Here is a 15,081-nt window from a genome sequence, read left to right as displayed (position 1 = left end):
TTTCGGGTTCTAACCCGAAACGCCACTCACGACCAACTTGAGCGACGGCGTAGTGAAGGCGCGGGCGGCCTCGCGGGGCAGCGTCAGGCGTGGTCGTCCTCGCCGAGGCGGTGCACGCGGATGAGGTTGGTCGAGCCGACGGTCCCGGGCGGGGAACCGGCCACGATGACCACCAGGTCACCCTTGGCGTACTTGCCCATTTCGAGCATCGCGTGGTCGACCTGCTGGATCATCTGGTCGGTGGAGCCCACCTTCGGCACGATCCGCGTCGTGGTGCCCCAGGTCATCGCGAGCTGGCTGCGGACGCTCTCCTCCGGCGTGAACGCCAGCAGCGGCAGCCGCGTGTGCAGCCGCGCGAGCCGCCGGACGGTGTCACCGGACTGGGTGAAGGCGACCAGCGCCTTGGCGTTCAGCCGCTCGCCGATGTCGCGGGCCGCGTAGGAGATGACACCGCGCTTGGTGCGCGGGACGTGCGACAGCGGCGGCACGACCGGCGAGTCCGTCTCGACGGCTTCGATGATCCGGCCCATGGTCTTGACCACGTCGATGGCGTAGCGGCCGACGCTGGTCTCGCCCGAGAGCATGAGCGCGTCCGCGCCGTCGAGCACCGCGTTGGCGACGTCCGAGGCCTCGGCACGGGTCGGGCGGGAGCTGTTGATCATCGACTCGAGCATCTGCGTCGCGACGATGACCGGCTTCGCGTTCTCGCGGGCGATCTGGATGGTGCGCTTCTGCACCAGCGGGACCTGCTCCAGCGGGAGCTCCACGCCGAGGTCACCGCGGGCGATCATCACCGCGTCGAAGGCCAGCACGATGGCTTCGAGGTTGTAGACCGCTTCGGGCTTCTCGATCTTCGCGACGACCGGGAGGCGTCCCTTGCCGACGCGGTCCATCACCTGGTGGACCAGGTCGATGTCGGCGGGCGAGCGGACGAACGAGAGCGCGATGAAGTCCACGCCGAGTTCGAGCGCGAACTCGAGGTCTTCGATGTCCTTTTCGGACAGCGCCGGCACGGAGACGTCCATACCCGGCAGGGAGACGCCCTTGTTGTTGCTGACGGGGCCGCCTTCGGTGACCTCGCAGACGACATCCGGGCCCTCGACCTCCTTGACCACGAGGCCGACCTTGCCGTCGTCCACGAGGAGACGATCGCCGGGCTTCGCGTCGTCGGCGAGTCCCTTGTAGGTGGTCGAGACGCGGTCGTGCGTGCCCGCGACGTCCTCGACGGTGATGCGCACGATGTCGCCGTTGTGCCACTCGACCGGGCCGCCGGCGAAGGTGCCGAGACGGATCTTCGGCCCCTGGAGGTCGGCGAGGATGCCCACCGCGCGGCCCGATTCGGCGGCGGCGGTGCGGATGAGGTCGTAGACCTGCTTGTGGTCGCTGTGCGTCCCGTGGCTGAAGTTCATCCTCGCGACGTCCATCCCGGCGTCGACGAGTTGCCGCATCTTCTCCGGCGTAGCGGTCGCGGGGCCCAGGGTACAAACGATCTTCGCGCGTCGGCTCACGTTCGCACAGCGTAGTCCCTCATCGCGGATACGTCTGTACCGATACCGAAAGTTCAAGAAAAGTGTCAGTTGACCTGGGCGGCGGACAACCGTCGATCAGGGTTCGGTGGTTATCGTCGCGGCTTCTCGCTCGGCCCGACCCGGTCCCGCGCCCACTCGTTGAACGCGCGGACCTGCCGCCACGCCTTCCGCACCCGGTCGAGGGCGCCGCGTTCGTGCAGGACGTCGTCGGGCTCCCAGCCGCGGACGGCGTACACGGAGCGGTACTTCAGCAGGTCGATGCGGGGATGGTCCTCGGCGAACCCGCGCGGCTTCGACTTGAGCCTGTCCCCCTTGATCTCCCAGCCCGCCTTCTCCAGCTTCGCGAGGATCTTCGCCAGCTCGGCGCCGCGCAGTTCGGTGTCGACGGCCTTGCGGAAGCGGGCGAGCTGATCGGACTCGAAGTGGAAGCAGCCGCCGCCGACCCGCAGCCCGGCCGGTCCGACCTCGACGTAGTACGCGCCGCCGCCGCGGCCCTGTTCGATCACCGCGCCGCAGTGGGTCTTGTACGGCGTCTTGTCCTTGGCGAACCGGACGTCGCGATACGGGCGGAACACCTTGCCCTCGCCGAAGCCGTCACCGAACTCCGGCACCAGCTCGGCGAGCAGCGCCTCCATCGGGGCGCGGACGTCGGCCTTGTAGGTGGCGAGGTTCGCGTCCCAATAGGACTTGGAGTTGTCCGCCTCGAGACCGTCGTAGAAGTCGATGGCGTACTCGCCGAAACCCTCGAAACCCATGCGGTGACCGTAATCCCCGGCACCGACGGAAGCGCGTGAAGGGGGCCTTCACGCGCTTCCGTCGAAGAGGCCTTACTTGGCCAGCGCGGTGATCAGCTCGCCGTCGGTGGTGTCACCGGACAACTCCCAGAAGAAGGCTCCGCCGAGCCCCTGGTTCTTGGCGTAGGTGACCTTGCCGCCGATGGTCGCGGGGGTGTCGTAGCTCCACCAGTCGCTGCCGCATTTCGCGTAGGCCGTGCCCGCGACGGTGCCGGTGGCCGGGCAGGTGTTCTTCAGGACCTTGTAGTCCTGGATGCCCGGCTCGGTGCCCGCCGCCGGACCGGTCGCGGTGCCGCCCGGGGCCTCCTGGGTGACGCCGGTCCAGCCGCGGCCGTAGAAACCGATGCCCAGCAACAGTTTGCCCGCCGGGACGCCCTTGCTCTTCAGCTTCTGGATCGCGGCGTCGGAGTGGAAGCCGGCGGTCGGGATGCCGTCGTAGCCGGTCAGCGGCGAATGCGGGGCGGTCGGGCCCTGCGCGGCCCAGGCTCCGAAGTAGTCGTAGGTCATGACGTTGTACCAGTCGAAGTACTGCGACGCGCCGCCGTAGTCCGCCGCGTCGATCTTGCCGCCGTCGGTGCCGTCCGCGGTGATCGCGGCGGTGACCAGCTTCGAGCCGAACTTCTCCCGCAGCGCCTGCGCGAGATTCTTGATCGCGGCCGGTCCGCTGGTGTCACACGAGAGACCGCAGGCGTTCGGGTACTCCCAGTCGATGTCGATCCCGTCGAAGACACCGGCCCAGCGCGGGTCGTTGACCAGGTTGTAGCAGGACTCCGCGAACTTGGCGGGGTTCTTCGCCGCCTCGCCGAAACCGCCGGACCAGGTCCAGCCGCCGAAGGACCACAGCACCTTGAGATTCGGGTACTTGGCCTTGAGCTTCTTCAGCTGGTTGAAGTTCCCGCGCAGCGCCCCGGTGTCCCAGCTGTCGGCGACCCCGTCCACACTGCCCGCGGCGTCGTAGAACTTGCTGGTCGCCGCCTCCGCGTCACCGATCGCGCAGCCACCGTTCGTCACGTTGCCGAACGAGTAGTTGATATGCGTCAGCTTGCTCGCCGAGCCCGAGGTGTCGATGTTCTTCACATGGTAGTTCCGCTGGTAGACGCCCCATTCGGCGAAGTACCCGAGTACCTTGCCGACCGAGGCCGCCGGTGCTTCCGGTTCGGCGGCCGCCTGCTGCGCCGGCGCCGCGACGGCCAGTGCGCCCAGTGCGACGGCCGCGGCACCCGCGATCGCGGTGAACCTGTTCAAACGGGACATGCGTTCTCCCTTCCCGGTCACCAGCGGTGACGAGAGGACTGCGGCGGGACACGCACAAGTTAAGTGGACTAGACCACACCGTCAATGGTTCAGACCAAGACTTTCGGATGGACATTTTCGAACATTCTCCGACGGGAATATGCCGAAAGCCTCGCTGAGCTGGCCCAGGCCCCCCAGTCGAGCTGCCCCGCCATAGCGGGACGTCGGCAGTCAGTGAATCGGTAACGGCTCGAAGGTGATCCCGCGGTCCGCCGCGCGCCGGGTTCCCCAGTCGTAGAGCGCCTCGAGTGCGGGGCGTAACCGCTCCCCCTCCTCGGTGAGCCGGTACTCGACGTGCGGCACCCGCCCCTCCCGGCTCTCCCGGAGCACGAGGCCGTCCGCCTCCAGCTCGCGCAGGTGCTGGGTCAGCATCTTCTCGCTGACGCCCGGCATCCGGCGCCGGAGTTCGCCGTACCGGTGCACCCCTTCCTTGAGATGCGACAGGATCACCGGCTTCCACTTGCCGCCGATGACGTCGACCGCGAGCTCGACCGCGCAGCGGTACCGCTTCATCGTCACTCCCGTTGGCACGCACCGAAAAGTAAGCGGTTGTCCCGAGCGATCCGGGGTGGTTGCCTTGCCGGACCGGAAGATCAGCGCCGCTGGGAGGACCCTACGTGACCGAGACGCCGACGTTGTACGAATGGGCGGGCGGGCTTCCCGCCCTGCGACGGCTGACCACCGTCTTCTACGGCCACGTGCTGAAGGATCCGTTGCTGGAACCGGTCTTCCGCGACATGGACCCCGGCCATCCCGAACACGTGGCGGTCTGGCTCGCCGAGGTGTTCGGCGGACCGGAGACCTACGGTCGCGACCACGGCGGCCACCGGCACATGGTCGGGCGGCATCTCGGCCGCGCCATCACCGAAGAGCAGCGCCGCCGCTGGGTGAACCTGCTCTTCGACGCCGCCGACGAGGCCGGGCTGCCCGCCGATCCGGAGTTCCGCTCCGCGTTCGCCGCGTACGTCGAATGGGGCAGCAGGCTCGCGGTGATGTTCTCCCAACCGGGCCGCGAGGTCACCGTCCCCGAGCCCATGCCGAAGTGGGACTGGGGCAACCGGCCGCCCTGGCGGCCGCCGTCGGACTGAAGGCGTTCATAGTGGGGCGGTCGTGAAAGGAGGCCGCCGTGATCCGGGTGGACGGCCGGACCCTGCGCTGCGCGGACGTCGTGACCGCCGCGAGCACCGAGGGCCCGCTGGGTATCGACGTCTCGATCGCCGCGCTGCGCGGCGCGGAAAGCGCGTGGAAACTCGCCGAGGAGCTGAGCACGCGCCGCATCGTCTACGGCCGCACCACCGGCGTCGGCGCCAACAAGGAGGACCCGGTCGGCGAGGGGGAGTCGCCGGATCACGGGCTGCGGCTGCTGCGCAGTCACGCGGGTGGCAGCGGCGACGTCATGTCCCCCGGCCAGACCAGGGCGATGATGCTCATCCGGCTCAACCAGCTGCTGGCCGGACGTTCGGGGCTCAGCCCCGAGCTGATCGGGGCGCTGGCCACCGCCGTGCGGACCGGCGCGCTGCCGCTGGTGCACCGGCTGGGCGCGATCGGCACCGGCGACCTCGCGCCGCTGGCGGAGACCGCGCTCGCCCTCACCGGCGAACGGCCGTGGCTGGCGGGCGGGGTGCCTCCGGTGCCCGTGCGGGCCGGTGACGCGCTCGCGTTCATGAGCAGCAACGCCGCGACGCTGGCCGAAGCGACCCTCGCGGCGATGCGGCTCGACACCCTGACGCGGGCGAGTCACGTCGTCGCCGCATTGACGTACATCGCGCTCGACGGGAACCCTGAGGCCTACGCGACCCCCGTCCACGAGGCACGTCCGCACGCCGGGCAGGTCGCGTGCGCGGCGGAGATGCGGCGGCTGCTCGGGATGGAGGGCACGCCGAAACCCGGCAGGCGCATCCAGGATCCGTTCGGGCTCCGCGCCTTCCCGCAGGTGCAGGGGCCCGCGCTCGACGCGATCCACTACCTGCGCGACGTGCTCGCGGTGGAGATCAACGCCAGCACCGAGAACCCGATGATCTCCACGGTGCATCAGGACGCCTACCACCATGCGCATTTCCACACCGCGTACGTCTCGACCGCGCTCGACCAGGTGCGTGCGACCGTCCATCAGGTCGCCGAGCTGTCGGTGGCCCGGCTGGGCGACCTGGTGGAGCCGGAGTTCACCGGGCTGCGGCCGTTCCTCGCGGCCGGGCCGTCGGGCAGCTCGGGCGTGATGATCCTGGAATACGTCGCGCACGACGCGCTCACCGAACTGCGGCAGGCCGCGCTCCCGGCGACGCTGGGCACCGCCGTCGTCTCACGCGGGATCGAGGACCACGCGAGCTTCTCCACCCAGGCCGCGCGGGCGGCGACCGCGGCGGGCTCGGCGTACCAGCAGGTGCTGGCGTGCGAGCTGGTCGCTGCCGTCCGGGCGCTGCGGATGCGGAAGGCGGACCTCGTCTCCCTCCCCGCTCGGGACGCCTACGAGACGGCCGCGGCGGTGCTCGATCCCAGCGTCGAGGACCGGCCGCTCACCGAGGACATCGCGCGTGCCGTGTCCCTTTTGGACACCCTCGCGCGGATCTGACTCCCCGCGTTCCGGGAGGTCAGCAGCAGCAACCCCGCCGGGCGAGGGCGTGGACCCGGGCGCTCGTGGTGGTCGTCGGCCGGTTCGCGGCGACCTCCACGGCGTCGAGCATCCGCTGTCGCTCCGCCCTGCCGAGGATCCGGCCGCGGGTGATCACCGTGTCGATCTTCGCGACGTTGCGGATGTCGGCGGCCGGATTCGCGTCCAGCAGCACGAGATCCGCCTCCTTCCCCACCGCCACGGTGCCCGACGTCGCTTCCCTGCCGAGGAACCTCGCCGCGTCACCCGTGACGGTCTTCAGGGCCTGCACCGGGGAAAGCCCCGCTTCGACCAGGAAGGCGAGTTCCTCGTGCAGCCCGCTGCCGGGGAAGGTGTACGGGTTGAGGCAGTCGGTGCCGCCGACGAGCCCGACGCCGGCTTCGTGCGCGACGCCGACCAGTCGCAGCGTCTCCTGGTAGTACCGCTCATGCAGGGCGATGTCCTCAGGCGTCTTGGGCGCCAACCGTTCGATGCCCTTGGCCCAGCTCTCGCGGACGTCGGCGGGCACGTACTTCAGCCGCGGGTCCTGCTGGTGGGTTTCGGCGGGCTGCGTGACCACCCGGTTGATCGTCAGCGTCGGGGAATGCCAGGTGCCGTTGCGCCGCAGCCTGCCGAAGTAGGCCTGCGCCCGGCCGTGGTCGTATGTGGTGACCGACTCGAACTCCAGCCGCCGTGCCAGGTCGAAGACGGCACGCGGCGCCGCGGGGTCGTAGGGCGTCTCCGCCAGCCTGCCGAGGATTTCGTCACGCCGGGACGAGCAGTGGATGGACACCCCGAAGTAGTGCTCGAGGCTGTGCTGGCCGAGGTCGCTCACCTCGAGGTGCGACAGCTTGTACGGCCAGTGCCCGGAGAAACGGAGGCCCTGTGCGCGGGCTTCGTCCGCGAGCGCGCGCACGGCGCCGGGCCCGAGGTAGGAGTAGATCTTGACGAATTCGGCGCCCGCGGCCTTCTCCGCGCGGACGACGGCTCGCGCTTCGGCCGCCGTCGACACGTGGAGCACCGGTGGCGCCAGCAGCGTGACCGGCCCGTCGACGATCCCGCTCGCCAGCACCATACGCGGGCCGAGCAGTTCACCGCGTTCGATCTTGGCCTTCGTCTCGCGGTTCTCCGCGTACCCCCACATCTCGCGGACGCCCGTGACACCGTGGACCAGGTGCAGGGGCGGGACGATGTCTTCGAGGTCCGCGCTGTGGGTGTGCATGTCCCACAGTCCCGGGACGAGGTATTTGCCGCAGCCGTCGATCACCCGCGCGCCACGGATCTCCGGCAGCCCGGCGGAGCCGCCCACCCGGACGATCCGGTCGCCGGCGAGCACGACCGAAACGCCCGGCCGTGGCGCGGCACCCGTGCCGTCGATCAGCGTGACGTCGGCGATGACGACGAGCTCGCCGAGGCCGGCGCCCGCCGTGCCGGGCAGCAGCCCGGCGAACGCCACCCCGGTCCCCCCGGCGGCCAGCAACCTCAAGAACTCGCGCCTACTGGATCCCGCACCCGCCATGAGAACCGCCGTCCCTTTCACCTGGATCCCCAGATGGCCGATTCAACTTGCCGCGACGGCGGGGCCGCAAGAAAAGGAAGGCCCCTTACCCGGATTCAGCACAAAGTAAGGGGCCTTCTCATCGAACCGGGCTCAGCCGAAGAAGACCTCGGCCTCTTCGTACCGTTCGACCGGGACGGTCTTCAGCTCGGCGGTGGCTTCGGAGAGCTTGACGCGGACGATGTCCGTGCCGCGCAGCGCCACCATCACGCCGAAGTCACCGTCGGCCACGGCGTCGACGGCGTTGAGGCCGAACCGGGTGGCGAGCACGCGGTCGTACGCCGTCGGGGTGCCGCCGCGCTGGACGTGCCCGAGCACGACCGCGCGGGACTCCTTGCCGGTGCGGGCGGCGATCTCGTCGGCCAGCCAGGTGCCGATGCCGCCGAGCCGGACGTGCCCGAAGGCGTCCTTCTCCCCGGTCAGCAGCTTCTCCTCGCCGCCCTCGGGCAGCGCGCCCTCGGCGACCACGATGATCGGCGCGTACTCCTTCTCGAACCGGCGCTCGACCCACGAGACGACCTGGTCGACGCTGAAGTGCCGCTCCGGCACCAGGATCACGCTCGCGCCGCCGGCGAGACCGGAGTGCAGCGCGATCCAGCCCGCGTGCCGCCCCATGACCTCGACGACCAGGGCGCGGTGGTGCGATTCGGCCGTGGTGTGCAGCCGGTCGATGGCCTCGGTGGCGATCGAGACGGCCGTGTCGAAGCCGAAGGTGTAGTCGGTGGCGCCGAGGTCGTTGTCGATCGTCTTGGGCACCCCGACGACTCCGACGCCGTCGTCCGTGAGCCGCTTCGCGACGCCGAGGGTGTCCTCGCCGCCGATCGCGATCAGCGCGTCGACCTGCTGCTCGGCGAGTACGGCCTTGATCTTGTCGACCCCGCCGTCGACCTTGTACGGGTTGGTCCGCGACGACCGCAGGATCGTGCCGCCGCGGGTCAGGATGTCCTCGACGTCGTTCAGGCCGAGCGGGCGGCTGTCCCCGGTGAGGGGACCGTTCCAGCCGTTGCGGAACCCGACGATGTCCCAGCCGTGCACCTCGATGCCCTTGCGCACCACAGCGCGGATCACCGCGTTGAGCCCCGGGCAGTCGCCACCGCCGGTCAGCACACCGACACGCATGAGAAGCCTCCGTCTTGTGTTCCGTAGAGATGACAGTCACATGTCCCGCCGCCAGCGTAGCGGGAGTTCTCTGGATCGGTGCAGGGCGGACCACCTCGGGAATCGGTCCACGCCCGCGATGTGCTAGCTTGGCCCCGTGCAGCGCTATTTCTGGTTTACGAAGCCGGCCCCGGGTGGGCACGGCCGCGTGAACCTGCGCTGACCTCCACCCCGAGCCGGAATCACACCGGCTCGGCGAGTTCCCGCGGGTCGGTATCCCTTTCGAAAGGAACCAGACCCGCGATGTCTCCCTCCGCTGACACCCTCATCGCCCTCGACGGGCACCGCACGGCGGCCATCAGCCCGCTGCTGTCGCCCGCGATGCTGCGGCACGAACATCCGATGACGGCGGAAATCGCCGATACCGTCCTAGCCGGGCGGGCCTCGGCCGTCGACATCCTCGACGGCCGGGACGACCGGCTCCTCGTCGTCGTCGGGCCCTGCTCGGTGCACGACGCGGACGCCGCGCTCGACTACGCCCGCCGCCTCGCCGCCAAGGCCGAAGAACACCGCCGCGACCTGCACATCGTCATGCGGGTCTACTTCGAGAAGCCGCGGACCACGCTCGGCTGGAAGGGGCTCATCAACGACCCCGGGCTCGACGGCACGTACGAGGTCAACCACGGCCTGCGGATGGCGCGCAAACTGCTGCTCGACATCTCCGCGCTCGGTCTGCCGGTGGGCTGCGAGTTCCTCGACCCGATCACCCCGCAGTTCATCTCCGACACCGTGACCTGGGGTTCCATCGGCGCGCGGACCGCGGCGAGCCAGGTGCACCGGCAGCTGTGCAGCGCGCTGTCGATGCCGGTCGGGATCAAGAACTCCACTGAGGGCGACGTCCAGGTCGCCGTCGACGCCACCCGCGCGGCCGGCGCCAGCCATGTCTTCGCGGGTATCAACCCCGACGGTCTCGCCGCCCTGATCACCACGGCGGGCAACGAGGACTGCCACGTGATCCTGCGCGGCAGCTCGGCGGGCCCGAACTACGACCCCGCGACGGTGGCCGACACGCTGGCGCGGCTGGCGAAGTCGGGGCTGCCGGAGCGCGTGATCATCGACGCGAGCCACGGCAACAGCGCGAAGGACCACGTGCGGCAGGCCACGGTCGTCCGCGAACTCGCCGACCGGATCGGTGCCGGTGAGCGGGGCATCGCCGGGCTGATGCTGGAAAGCTTCCTGGTGGAGGGGCGGCAGGACCTGACGCTGGGCTCGGCCGCTTCGCTGACCTACGGGCAGTCGATCACGGACGCGTGCCTCGGGTGGGACACGACGGCGGAGCTGCTGGACACCCTCGCGGAGGCCGTCGACTCACGCCGCTGACTCCAGGCCTCGTGAGTGGTATGGACGGTTAGAACCGTCCTTACCACTCACGAGGGCGAAGGCTCTACCGGTGCCAGTAGGACTCGATGATCTGCCACCGCTGGTAGTTGTGCCGCGCGTCGGCCAGCGCGTCGTGCTGGTCGTCCGGCGCCGAGGGCAGCTTCGGCTTGCCCGCGTCCTCCCAGCGTTGCCGCAGGTCACGCGTGAACCGGGGTAGCTGACGCGGCAGCGCGGGCATCGGCCCCCACAGCTGCGCCAGCGCGACGTGGTCGTAAGCGGCGAACCAGGCCCACAGTTCGATCCCGCCGGGCGGCTTGCCGAAGAACTCGAGCAGATCCGTGCGGATCTTCTCGCGGCTGCGCCACGCCGGGTCGGCGGGCGACGGGAGTTTCGGGAGCACGTTGTCGCGGACCCAGGGGCCAGCCTTGCCGGGATCGAAATCGGTCGAGACCGCGTAGAACTCGCGTCCTCTTTCGTCCACGACACCGATCGACACCAGATCGATGGTCACGCCGTCCTCAATGAATTCGGTGTCGTAGAAAAAGCGCACCGGAGAACCCTAGTGGGGCCTCAGCCGACCTTGGTGTCCGGGATACGGGCGACGTCCTTGGCGGACGGCTGCGCGGGCACCTTCGGGCGGAGCCCGGCCTCTTCGGCGGCGAGCAGTTCCTTCGCCTTGGCGGCGTAGATGTCGACGTACTCCTGGCCGGAGAGCTCCATGAGCGCGTACATGATCTCGTCGGTGATGGACCGCTCGATGAAGCGGTCCCCGGCGAGGCCTTCGTAGCGCGAGAAGTCGAGCGGCTTGCCGAAGCGGATCTCGAGGCGGCGCGGCCACCACATCTTCGAGCCGATCGGGTTGACCTTGTCGGTGCCGATCATGGCGACCGGGACCACGACGCCGCCGGATTCGAGCGCGATCCGCGCGACGCCGGTCTTGCCCTTGTACAGGCGGCCGTCCGGGGAGCGGGTGCCTTCGGGGTAGATGCCGAGGAGGTGGCCCTCGCGGACCAGCCGGGTCGCGGTGTCGAGCGCGGCCTGCGCGGCGTTGCCCCCGGAGCGGTCGATCGGGAACTGGCCGACGCCGGTGAAGAACCACTTCTTCAGCAGGCCCTTGAAGCCCTTTTCGGTGAAGTACTCCGATTTGGCCGGGAAGGTCACCTTGCGCTTGACGCGCAGCGGCATGAAGAAGGAGTCGGCGACCGCGAGGTGGTTGCCCGCGAGGATCGCGCCGCCGTCGTCGGGGATGTTCTCCACGCCGACGACTTTGGTGGGCCACAGCGCCTTCAGCAGTGGCCCGATAAACACGTGTTTCATGAGCCAGTACAGCACTGCGAAAACTCCTCCTAGCAGCTCAATCCCCGCGCCCGATGGTCAAGACTACGAATCGCGCACCCCAGGCACAACGAAGTCCACCCGGTTACCCGCACCCAGCGACGGATCTCACATCCGATCCCGCCCGATTTTCGAAGTGAGAGCGGGGGCCCACAAGCCGCTCCGCTCGTGCGAACATAGGAGACCTACCCAGCCCTCACGGAAGGCGATCGCATGGCCGTCCTCGCCGGCGCGGAACCGTTCGCTCACACCGGTTCGACCGAAGCAGGGTTCCTGCTGTGCCACGGATTCACCGGCACCCCCGCGAGCATGCGGCCCTGGGGAGACCATCTGGCCGAAGCCGGTTACACGGTGCGCTGCCCGCTCCTTCCCGGGCACGGCACCCGGTGGCAGGACATGAACCGGACCGGCTGGGAGGACTGGTACGGCGCGGTCCGTGAAGAGCTGCTGGCGCTCTTCGCGACCTGCGAGACGGTGTTCGTCGCCGGGATGTCGATGGGCGGGACGCTGACGCTGCGGCTCGCCGAGGAGTTCGGCGACCGGATCGCCGGCATCGTGCTGGTGAACCCGTCGATCCTGACGCTGCGCCGGGACGCCAAGCTGCTGCCGGTCTTGTCGAAGATCCTGCCGTCGGTGCCGGGCGTGGCGAACGACATCGCGAAGCCCGGCGAGACGGAGCTGGCCTACTCGCGGACGCCCGTGCGCGCCGCGGCCAGCCTGGCGAAGCTGTGGAAGGTCACCCGCGCGGATCTGGGCAAGGTGACCCAGCCGGTGCTCCTGCTCCACTCGGCCGTCGACCACATCGTGGAGCCGGTCAACTCCCAGGTGATCCTGGACGGGATCGGCAGCGACGACGTCACCGAGGTGGTGCTGGAGAACAGCTTCCACGTCGCCACGCAAGACCACGACGCGGGCCTGATCTTCACGCGTACGGTGGACTTCGCCCGGTCCGTGCGCCGGGCGGGACAGGTGGACGCCGGATGAGCAGAGGCAAGGACGGGCCGGAGGACGTCGACGCGACGTTCGCCGAGATCGTGGCCGACCTCCGTGCGGAGGGCGTCGGCCTGTTCCCCGACGACGACATGGAGAAACCGGCCGGGAAGACGGCGGAGAAGCCCGCCGAGAAGACACCCCGGCCCGAGCCGTCGGACGCCGAGCCCGAGCCGGGCTGGCGCGGCGGCGGCACCAGCTGGGACAAGACCCTCTTCGAGGACGACCCCTCAGGGCCGAGCGACGACGAGGGCCATTTCGTGCCGCCTGAGCCGCCTCCCCTGCCGCGTCCGCGCAAGGGCGCGTTCATCGTCCTGCTGTTCTTCCTGCTCGGCCTGCTGCTCCTGATCGCGCCCAACCTGATCGGCATGGGCACCCGGCTCGGCACCCCCCTCGGCATCCTCGCCCTCGCGACCGCGATCGCCCTGCTCCTGCTGCGGGTGCGTCAGGGGCCGCCGCCCGGCGCGGATCCGAACAACGGCGCCCAGGTCTGATCTGCCGGACAATTCGGAAGATGAAGATCGACTTCACCCCCTCGCGCCGGTCGACGGTCGGCGCGGAATGGGAACTCGCCCTCGTCGACCGGCGGACCGGTGAGCTCTCGTCGGTCGCGGAGCAGGTGCTCGACGCCGTCCGTCCGGACGGCGAGGAGGAGCATCCGAAGATCAAGCAGGAGCTGCTGCTCAACACCATCGAGGTGATCAGCGGGATCTGCGACACGATCGCCGAGGTCAAGGCCGATCTGAACGACTCGCTGGACGTCGTGCACTCGGTGCTCGACCCGCTGGGCGTCGAGCTGTTCTCGGCGGGGTCGCATCCGTTCTCGACGTGGTACCAGCAGAAGGTCACCGACAAGGAGCGCTACGCCAAGCTCATCGACCGGACCCAGTGGTGGGGACGGCAGATGCTGATCTACGGCGTCCACGTGCACGTCGGCGTCGACCACCGCGACAAGGCCCTGCCGATCCTGGACGCGCTGCTCAAGTACGCGCCGCATCTGCAAGCGCTTTCGGCGTCTTCGCCGTACTGGGGCGCGGAGGACACGGGGTACGCGTCGAACCGCGCGCTGATGTTCCAGCAGCTGCCGACGGCCGGGCTGCCGTTCCAGTTCCGGAAGTGGACCGAGCTGGAGAGCTACGTCGACGACATGTTCACCACGGGCGTGATCGACCATTTCTCGGAGATCCGCTGGGACATCCGGCCCGCGCCGCATTTCGGGACGATCGAGATGCGGGTGTGCGACGGGCTGCCGACGCTGGAGGAGGTCGGTGCGATCTCCGCACTGACCCAATGCCTGGTCGACAACTTCAGCGCGCGTCTCGACGACGGCGAGATCCTGCCGACGCTGCCGCCGTGGCACGTCCAGGAGAACAAGTGGCGTGCGGCGCGCTACGGCGTCGACGCGATCGTCATCCTCGACGCGGCGGGCAACGAGCGGCTGGTCACCGACGACACCTACGACCTGCTGAACCGGCTGGAACCGGTCGCCCGGCGCCTGGACTGCGCCGACGAACTGCGGTCGGTGGAGACGATCCTGACCTGCGGGCCCAGCTACCTGCGTCAGCGCGCGGTGGCGAAGCAGTACAACGGCAGCCTCCGCGCCGTCGTCGCTTCGCTCATCGCGGAGATGCGGGACGGGAAGATCGCGCGCCCTTAGTCGAGGTGGCCCAGAAGAGTGCCGGGGCCGAAGGTCGTGGCGCCCAGAGCCTCGACGCGGGACCGCAGCTCACGATCGGCGCTCACCACGACGACGTGGTCGTCCGGGCCGGCCGCCCGGGCCTCCCGTACGACCGCCACGATCCGGGAGTCCCCATCGGACTCGGCGTCCACGACCTCGACGCCCGGCACGGCCGCGACTCCCCGCGCCTTGCCCTCGACGACCAGCACGACCTTCGGCCACCACGACCATCCGCCGCCGCCGGGCAGTGCCGGATCGGCGAGCCCGGTCTCGGACAAGGTCGCGAGCTTGTCCCGCAGCCGCTCGGCAGCGCCACGCCGGTCGCGCCACCAGCCGTCCGGCCGCGACCCGACGACGTTGGCGCCGTCGACCACCAGTACCAGCCTGCGATCCAAGTGTTCCCTCAATCCCGGCCACGCCGCCGCGAAATCCCGGTGCAGCCGGAAGTCCGCGACCTCGGCCGCCCGGACCCACCGCAGTTCCGCGCTCTCCGCACTCGTCACCCTGGCCGACAGCGGGCCGATCGGCGCGGCCAGGACCGTGGTGTAGCGCCAGTTCCCGTGGTCGACATGCGACGCCGCCAGCGCGCGGACCCGCCCGGGCGGGATGTCGGCCTCCTCGTGCGCCTCACGGGTGGCGGCCTCGCGCGGGCTCTCCCCCGCCTCGACGGCGCCCCCGGGTAGCGCCCAGGTGCGTCCATGATGGACCCACCAGGCCCGCCGCTGCAGCAGGACACCGCGCGCGGGATCGGACAGCAACAACCCGGCGGCGCCGTTCAAACCCCAGTGAAGATGCCCGAAGTCGCATTTCACGAAGCCGTTGCCGTCCTGCCGGGTCAC

The 15,081-nt window shown here is 69.7% G+C and carries 15 protein-coding genes; 6 read left to right on the top strand and 9 right to left on the bottom strand.

Annotated elements, in window-relative coordinates; genetic code table 11:
* Positions 1 to 83 precede the first annotated feature (83 nt).
* The 4 genes from pyk to ACZ1DY_RS14670 all read right to left on the bottom strand — a co-directional run bounded on the left by pyk (position 84) and on the right by ACZ1DY_RS14670 (position 4,129).
* The gene (gene pyk, locus ACZ1DY_RS14685; protein ID WP_126734855.1) at positions 84 to 1,508 is read right to left on the bottom strand and encodes a pyruvate kinase; all 1,425 of its coding nucleotides are present in this window, start codon (positions 1,506 to 1,508) and stop codon (positions 84 to 86) included.
* Between the two features lie 110 nt (positions 1,509 to 1,618).
* A complete protein-coding gene (locus tag ACZ1DY_RS14680) occupies positions 1,619 to 2,284 on the bottom strand; it encodes a DUF2461 domain-containing protein (protein WP_016332804.1) in 666 nt (221 codons plus the stop codon).
* A 72-nt stretch (positions 2,285 to 2,356) separates the two neighbouring features.
* A complete protein-coding gene (locus ACZ1DY_RS14675; protein ID WP_257487993.1) occupies positions 2,357 to 3,577 on the bottom strand; it encodes a glycoside hydrolase family 18 protein in 1,221 nt (406 codons plus the stop codon).
* 210 nt (positions 3,578 to 3,787) lie between these two features.
* Positions 3,788 to 4,129, bottom strand: coding sequence for a winged helix-turn-helix transcriptional regulator (locus tag ACZ1DY_RS14670; RefSeq protein ID WP_192745503.1), 342 nt, complete (start codon positions 4,127 to 4,129; stop codon positions 3,788 to 3,790).
* 104 nt (positions 4,130 to 4,233) lie between these two features.
* Between ACZ1DY_RS14670 and ACZ1DY_RS14665 the strand changes: the two genes are divergently transcribed.
* Both ACZ1DY_RS14665 and ACZ1DY_RS14660 read left to right on the top strand, forming a co-directional pair.
* Positions 4,234 to 4,704 (top strand): group II truncated hemoglobin, encoded by a 471-nt coding sequence (locus tag ACZ1DY_RS14665; protein WP_257487994.1) that lies wholly within the window; start codon positions 4,234 to 4,236, stop codon positions 4,702 to 4,704.
* Between the two features lie 38 nt (positions 4,705 to 4,742).
* The gene (locus tag ACZ1DY_RS14660) at positions 4,743 to 6,185 is read left to right on the top strand and encodes an aromatic amino acid ammonia-lyase (RefSeq protein WP_465412063.1); all 1,443 of its coding nucleotides are present in this window, start codon (positions 4,743 to 4,745) and stop codon (positions 6,183 to 6,185) included.
* Positions 6,186 to 6,204: 19 nt separating this feature from the next.
* On the opposite strand, the gene ACZ1DY_RS14655 is transcribed toward ACZ1DY_RS14660, so the two are convergent.
* Together ACZ1DY_RS14655 and ACZ1DY_RS14650 are read right to left on the bottom strand one after the other, a co-directional pair.
* A complete protein-coding gene (locus ACZ1DY_RS14655) occupies positions 6,205 to 7,689 on the bottom strand; it encodes an amidohydrolase family protein (RefSeq protein WP_465484687.1) in 1,485 nt (494 codons plus the stop codon).
* A 165-nt stretch (positions 7,690 to 7,854) separates the two neighbouring features.
* The gene (locus tag ACZ1DY_RS14650) at positions 7,855 to 8,880 is read right to left on the bottom strand and encodes a 6-phosphofructokinase (RefSeq protein ID WP_034322513.1); all 1,026 of its coding nucleotides are present in this window, start codon (positions 8,878 to 8,880) and stop codon (positions 7,855 to 7,857) included.
* 282 nt (positions 8,881 to 9,162) lie between these two features.
* Here ACZ1DY_RS14650 and ACZ1DY_RS14645 point away from each other — a divergent pair, with 282 nt between their 5' ends.
* Positions 9,163 to 10,239 carry a 3-deoxy-7-phosphoheptulonate synthase gene (locus ACZ1DY_RS14645; RefSeq protein WP_126734862.1) on the top strand — a complete coding sequence of 359 codons (1,077 nt, stop codon included), beginning with the start codon at positions 9,163 to 9,165 and terminating at the stop codon, positions 10,237 to 10,239.
* Positions 10,240 to 10,303: 64 nt separating this feature from the next.
* Here the strand turns inward: ACZ1DY_RS14645 and ACZ1DY_RS14640 are convergent, their stop codons facing one another.
* Both ACZ1DY_RS14640 and ACZ1DY_RS14635 read right to left on the bottom strand, forming a co-directional pair.
* Complete coding sequence (locus ACZ1DY_RS14640) at positions 10,304 to 10,789, bottom strand: polyadenylate-specific 3'-exoribonuclease AS (protein WP_016332795.1); 486 nt, start codon at positions 10,787 to 10,789, stop codon at positions 10,304 to 10,306.
* A 20-nt stretch (positions 10,790 to 10,809) separates the two neighbouring features.
* A complete protein-coding gene (locus tag ACZ1DY_RS14635) occupies positions 10,810 to 11,571 on the bottom strand; it encodes a lysophospholipid acyltransferase family protein (protein WP_126734863.1) in 762 nt (253 codons plus the stop codon).
* Positions 11,572 to 11,787: 216 nt separating this feature from the next.
* Between ACZ1DY_RS14635 and ACZ1DY_RS14630 the strand changes: the two genes are divergently transcribed.
* From ACZ1DY_RS14630 to ACZ1DY_RS14620, 3 genes are read left to right on the top strand one after another with little or no spacing between them, the layout of a single operon-like run.
* The gene (locus ACZ1DY_RS14630; protein ID WP_465484686.1) at positions 11,788 to 12,558 is read left to right on the top strand and encodes an alpha/beta hydrolase; all 771 of its coding nucleotides are present in this window, start codon (positions 11,788 to 11,790) and stop codon (positions 12,556 to 12,558) included.
* Positions 12,555 to 13,058 (top strand): hypothetical protein, encoded by a 504-nt coding sequence (locus tag ACZ1DY_RS14625; RefSeq protein WP_465484685.1) that lies wholly within the window; start codon positions 12,555 to 12,557, stop codon positions 13,056 to 13,058. The genes ACZ1DY_RS14630 and ACZ1DY_RS14625 overlap by 4 nt, the downstream gene beginning before the upstream one ends.
* 20 nt (positions 13,059 to 13,078) lie before the next feature.
* Positions 13,079 to 14,221, top strand: a complete 1,143-nt coding sequence (locus ACZ1DY_RS14620) for a glutamate--cysteine ligase (RefSeq protein WP_465484684.1) — start codon at positions 13,079 to 13,081, stop codon at positions 14,219 to 14,221.
* Here the strand turns inward: ACZ1DY_RS14620 and ACZ1DY_RS14615 are convergent.
* The gene (locus ACZ1DY_RS14615) at positions 14,218 to 15,081 is read right to left on the bottom strand and encodes an NUDIX domain-containing protein (RefSeq protein ID WP_465484683.1); all 864 of its coding nucleotides are present in this window, start codon (positions 15,079 to 15,081) and stop codon (positions 14,218 to 14,220) included. The genes ACZ1DY_RS14620 and ACZ1DY_RS14615 overlap by 4 nt on opposite strands.

It is taken from the genome of Amycolatopsis sp. PSD-21 (assembly GCF_055561455.1).
This window is presented reverse-complemented; position numbering and strand designations above follow the sequence as displayed.

What these genes read in the sequence shown, in the direction of transcription:
- ACZ1DY_RS14680 (WP_016332804.1), bottom strand. Translation starts at nt 2,284, where the DNA reads ATGGGTTTCGAGGGTTTCGGCGAGTACGCCATCGACTTCTACGACGGT.
- ACZ1DY_RS14675 (WP_257487993.1), bottom strand. Translation starts at nt 3,577, where the DNA reads ATGTCCCGTTTGAACAGGTTCACCGCGATCGCGGGTGCCGCGGCCGTC.
- ACZ1DY_RS14670 (WP_192745503.1), bottom strand. Translation starts at nt 4,129, where the DNA reads ATGAAGCGGTACCGCTGCGCGGTCGAGCTCGCGGTCGACGTCATCGGC.
- ACZ1DY_RS14650 (WP_034322513.1), bottom strand. Translation starts at nt 8,880, where the DNA reads ATGCGTGTCGGTGTGCTGACCGGCGGTGGCGACTGCCCGGGGCTCAAC.
- ACZ1DY_RS14645 (WP_126734862.1), top strand. Translation starts at nt 9,163, where the DNA reads ATGTCTCCCTCCGCTGACACCCTCATCGCCCTCGACGGGCACCGCACG.
- ACZ1DY_RS14630 (WP_465484686.1), top strand. Translation starts at nt 11,788, where the DNA reads ATGGCCGTCCTCGCCGGCGCGGAACCGTTCGCTCACACCGGTTCGACC.
- ACZ1DY_RS14625 (WP_465484685.1), top strand. Translation starts at nt 12,555, where the DNA reads ATGAGCAGAGGCAAGGACGGGCCGGAGGACGTCGACGCGACGTTCGCC.
- ACZ1DY_RS14620 (WP_465484684.1), top strand. Translation starts at nt 13,079, where the DNA reads ATGAAGATCGACTTCACCCCCTCGCGCCGGTCGACGGTCGGCGCGGAA.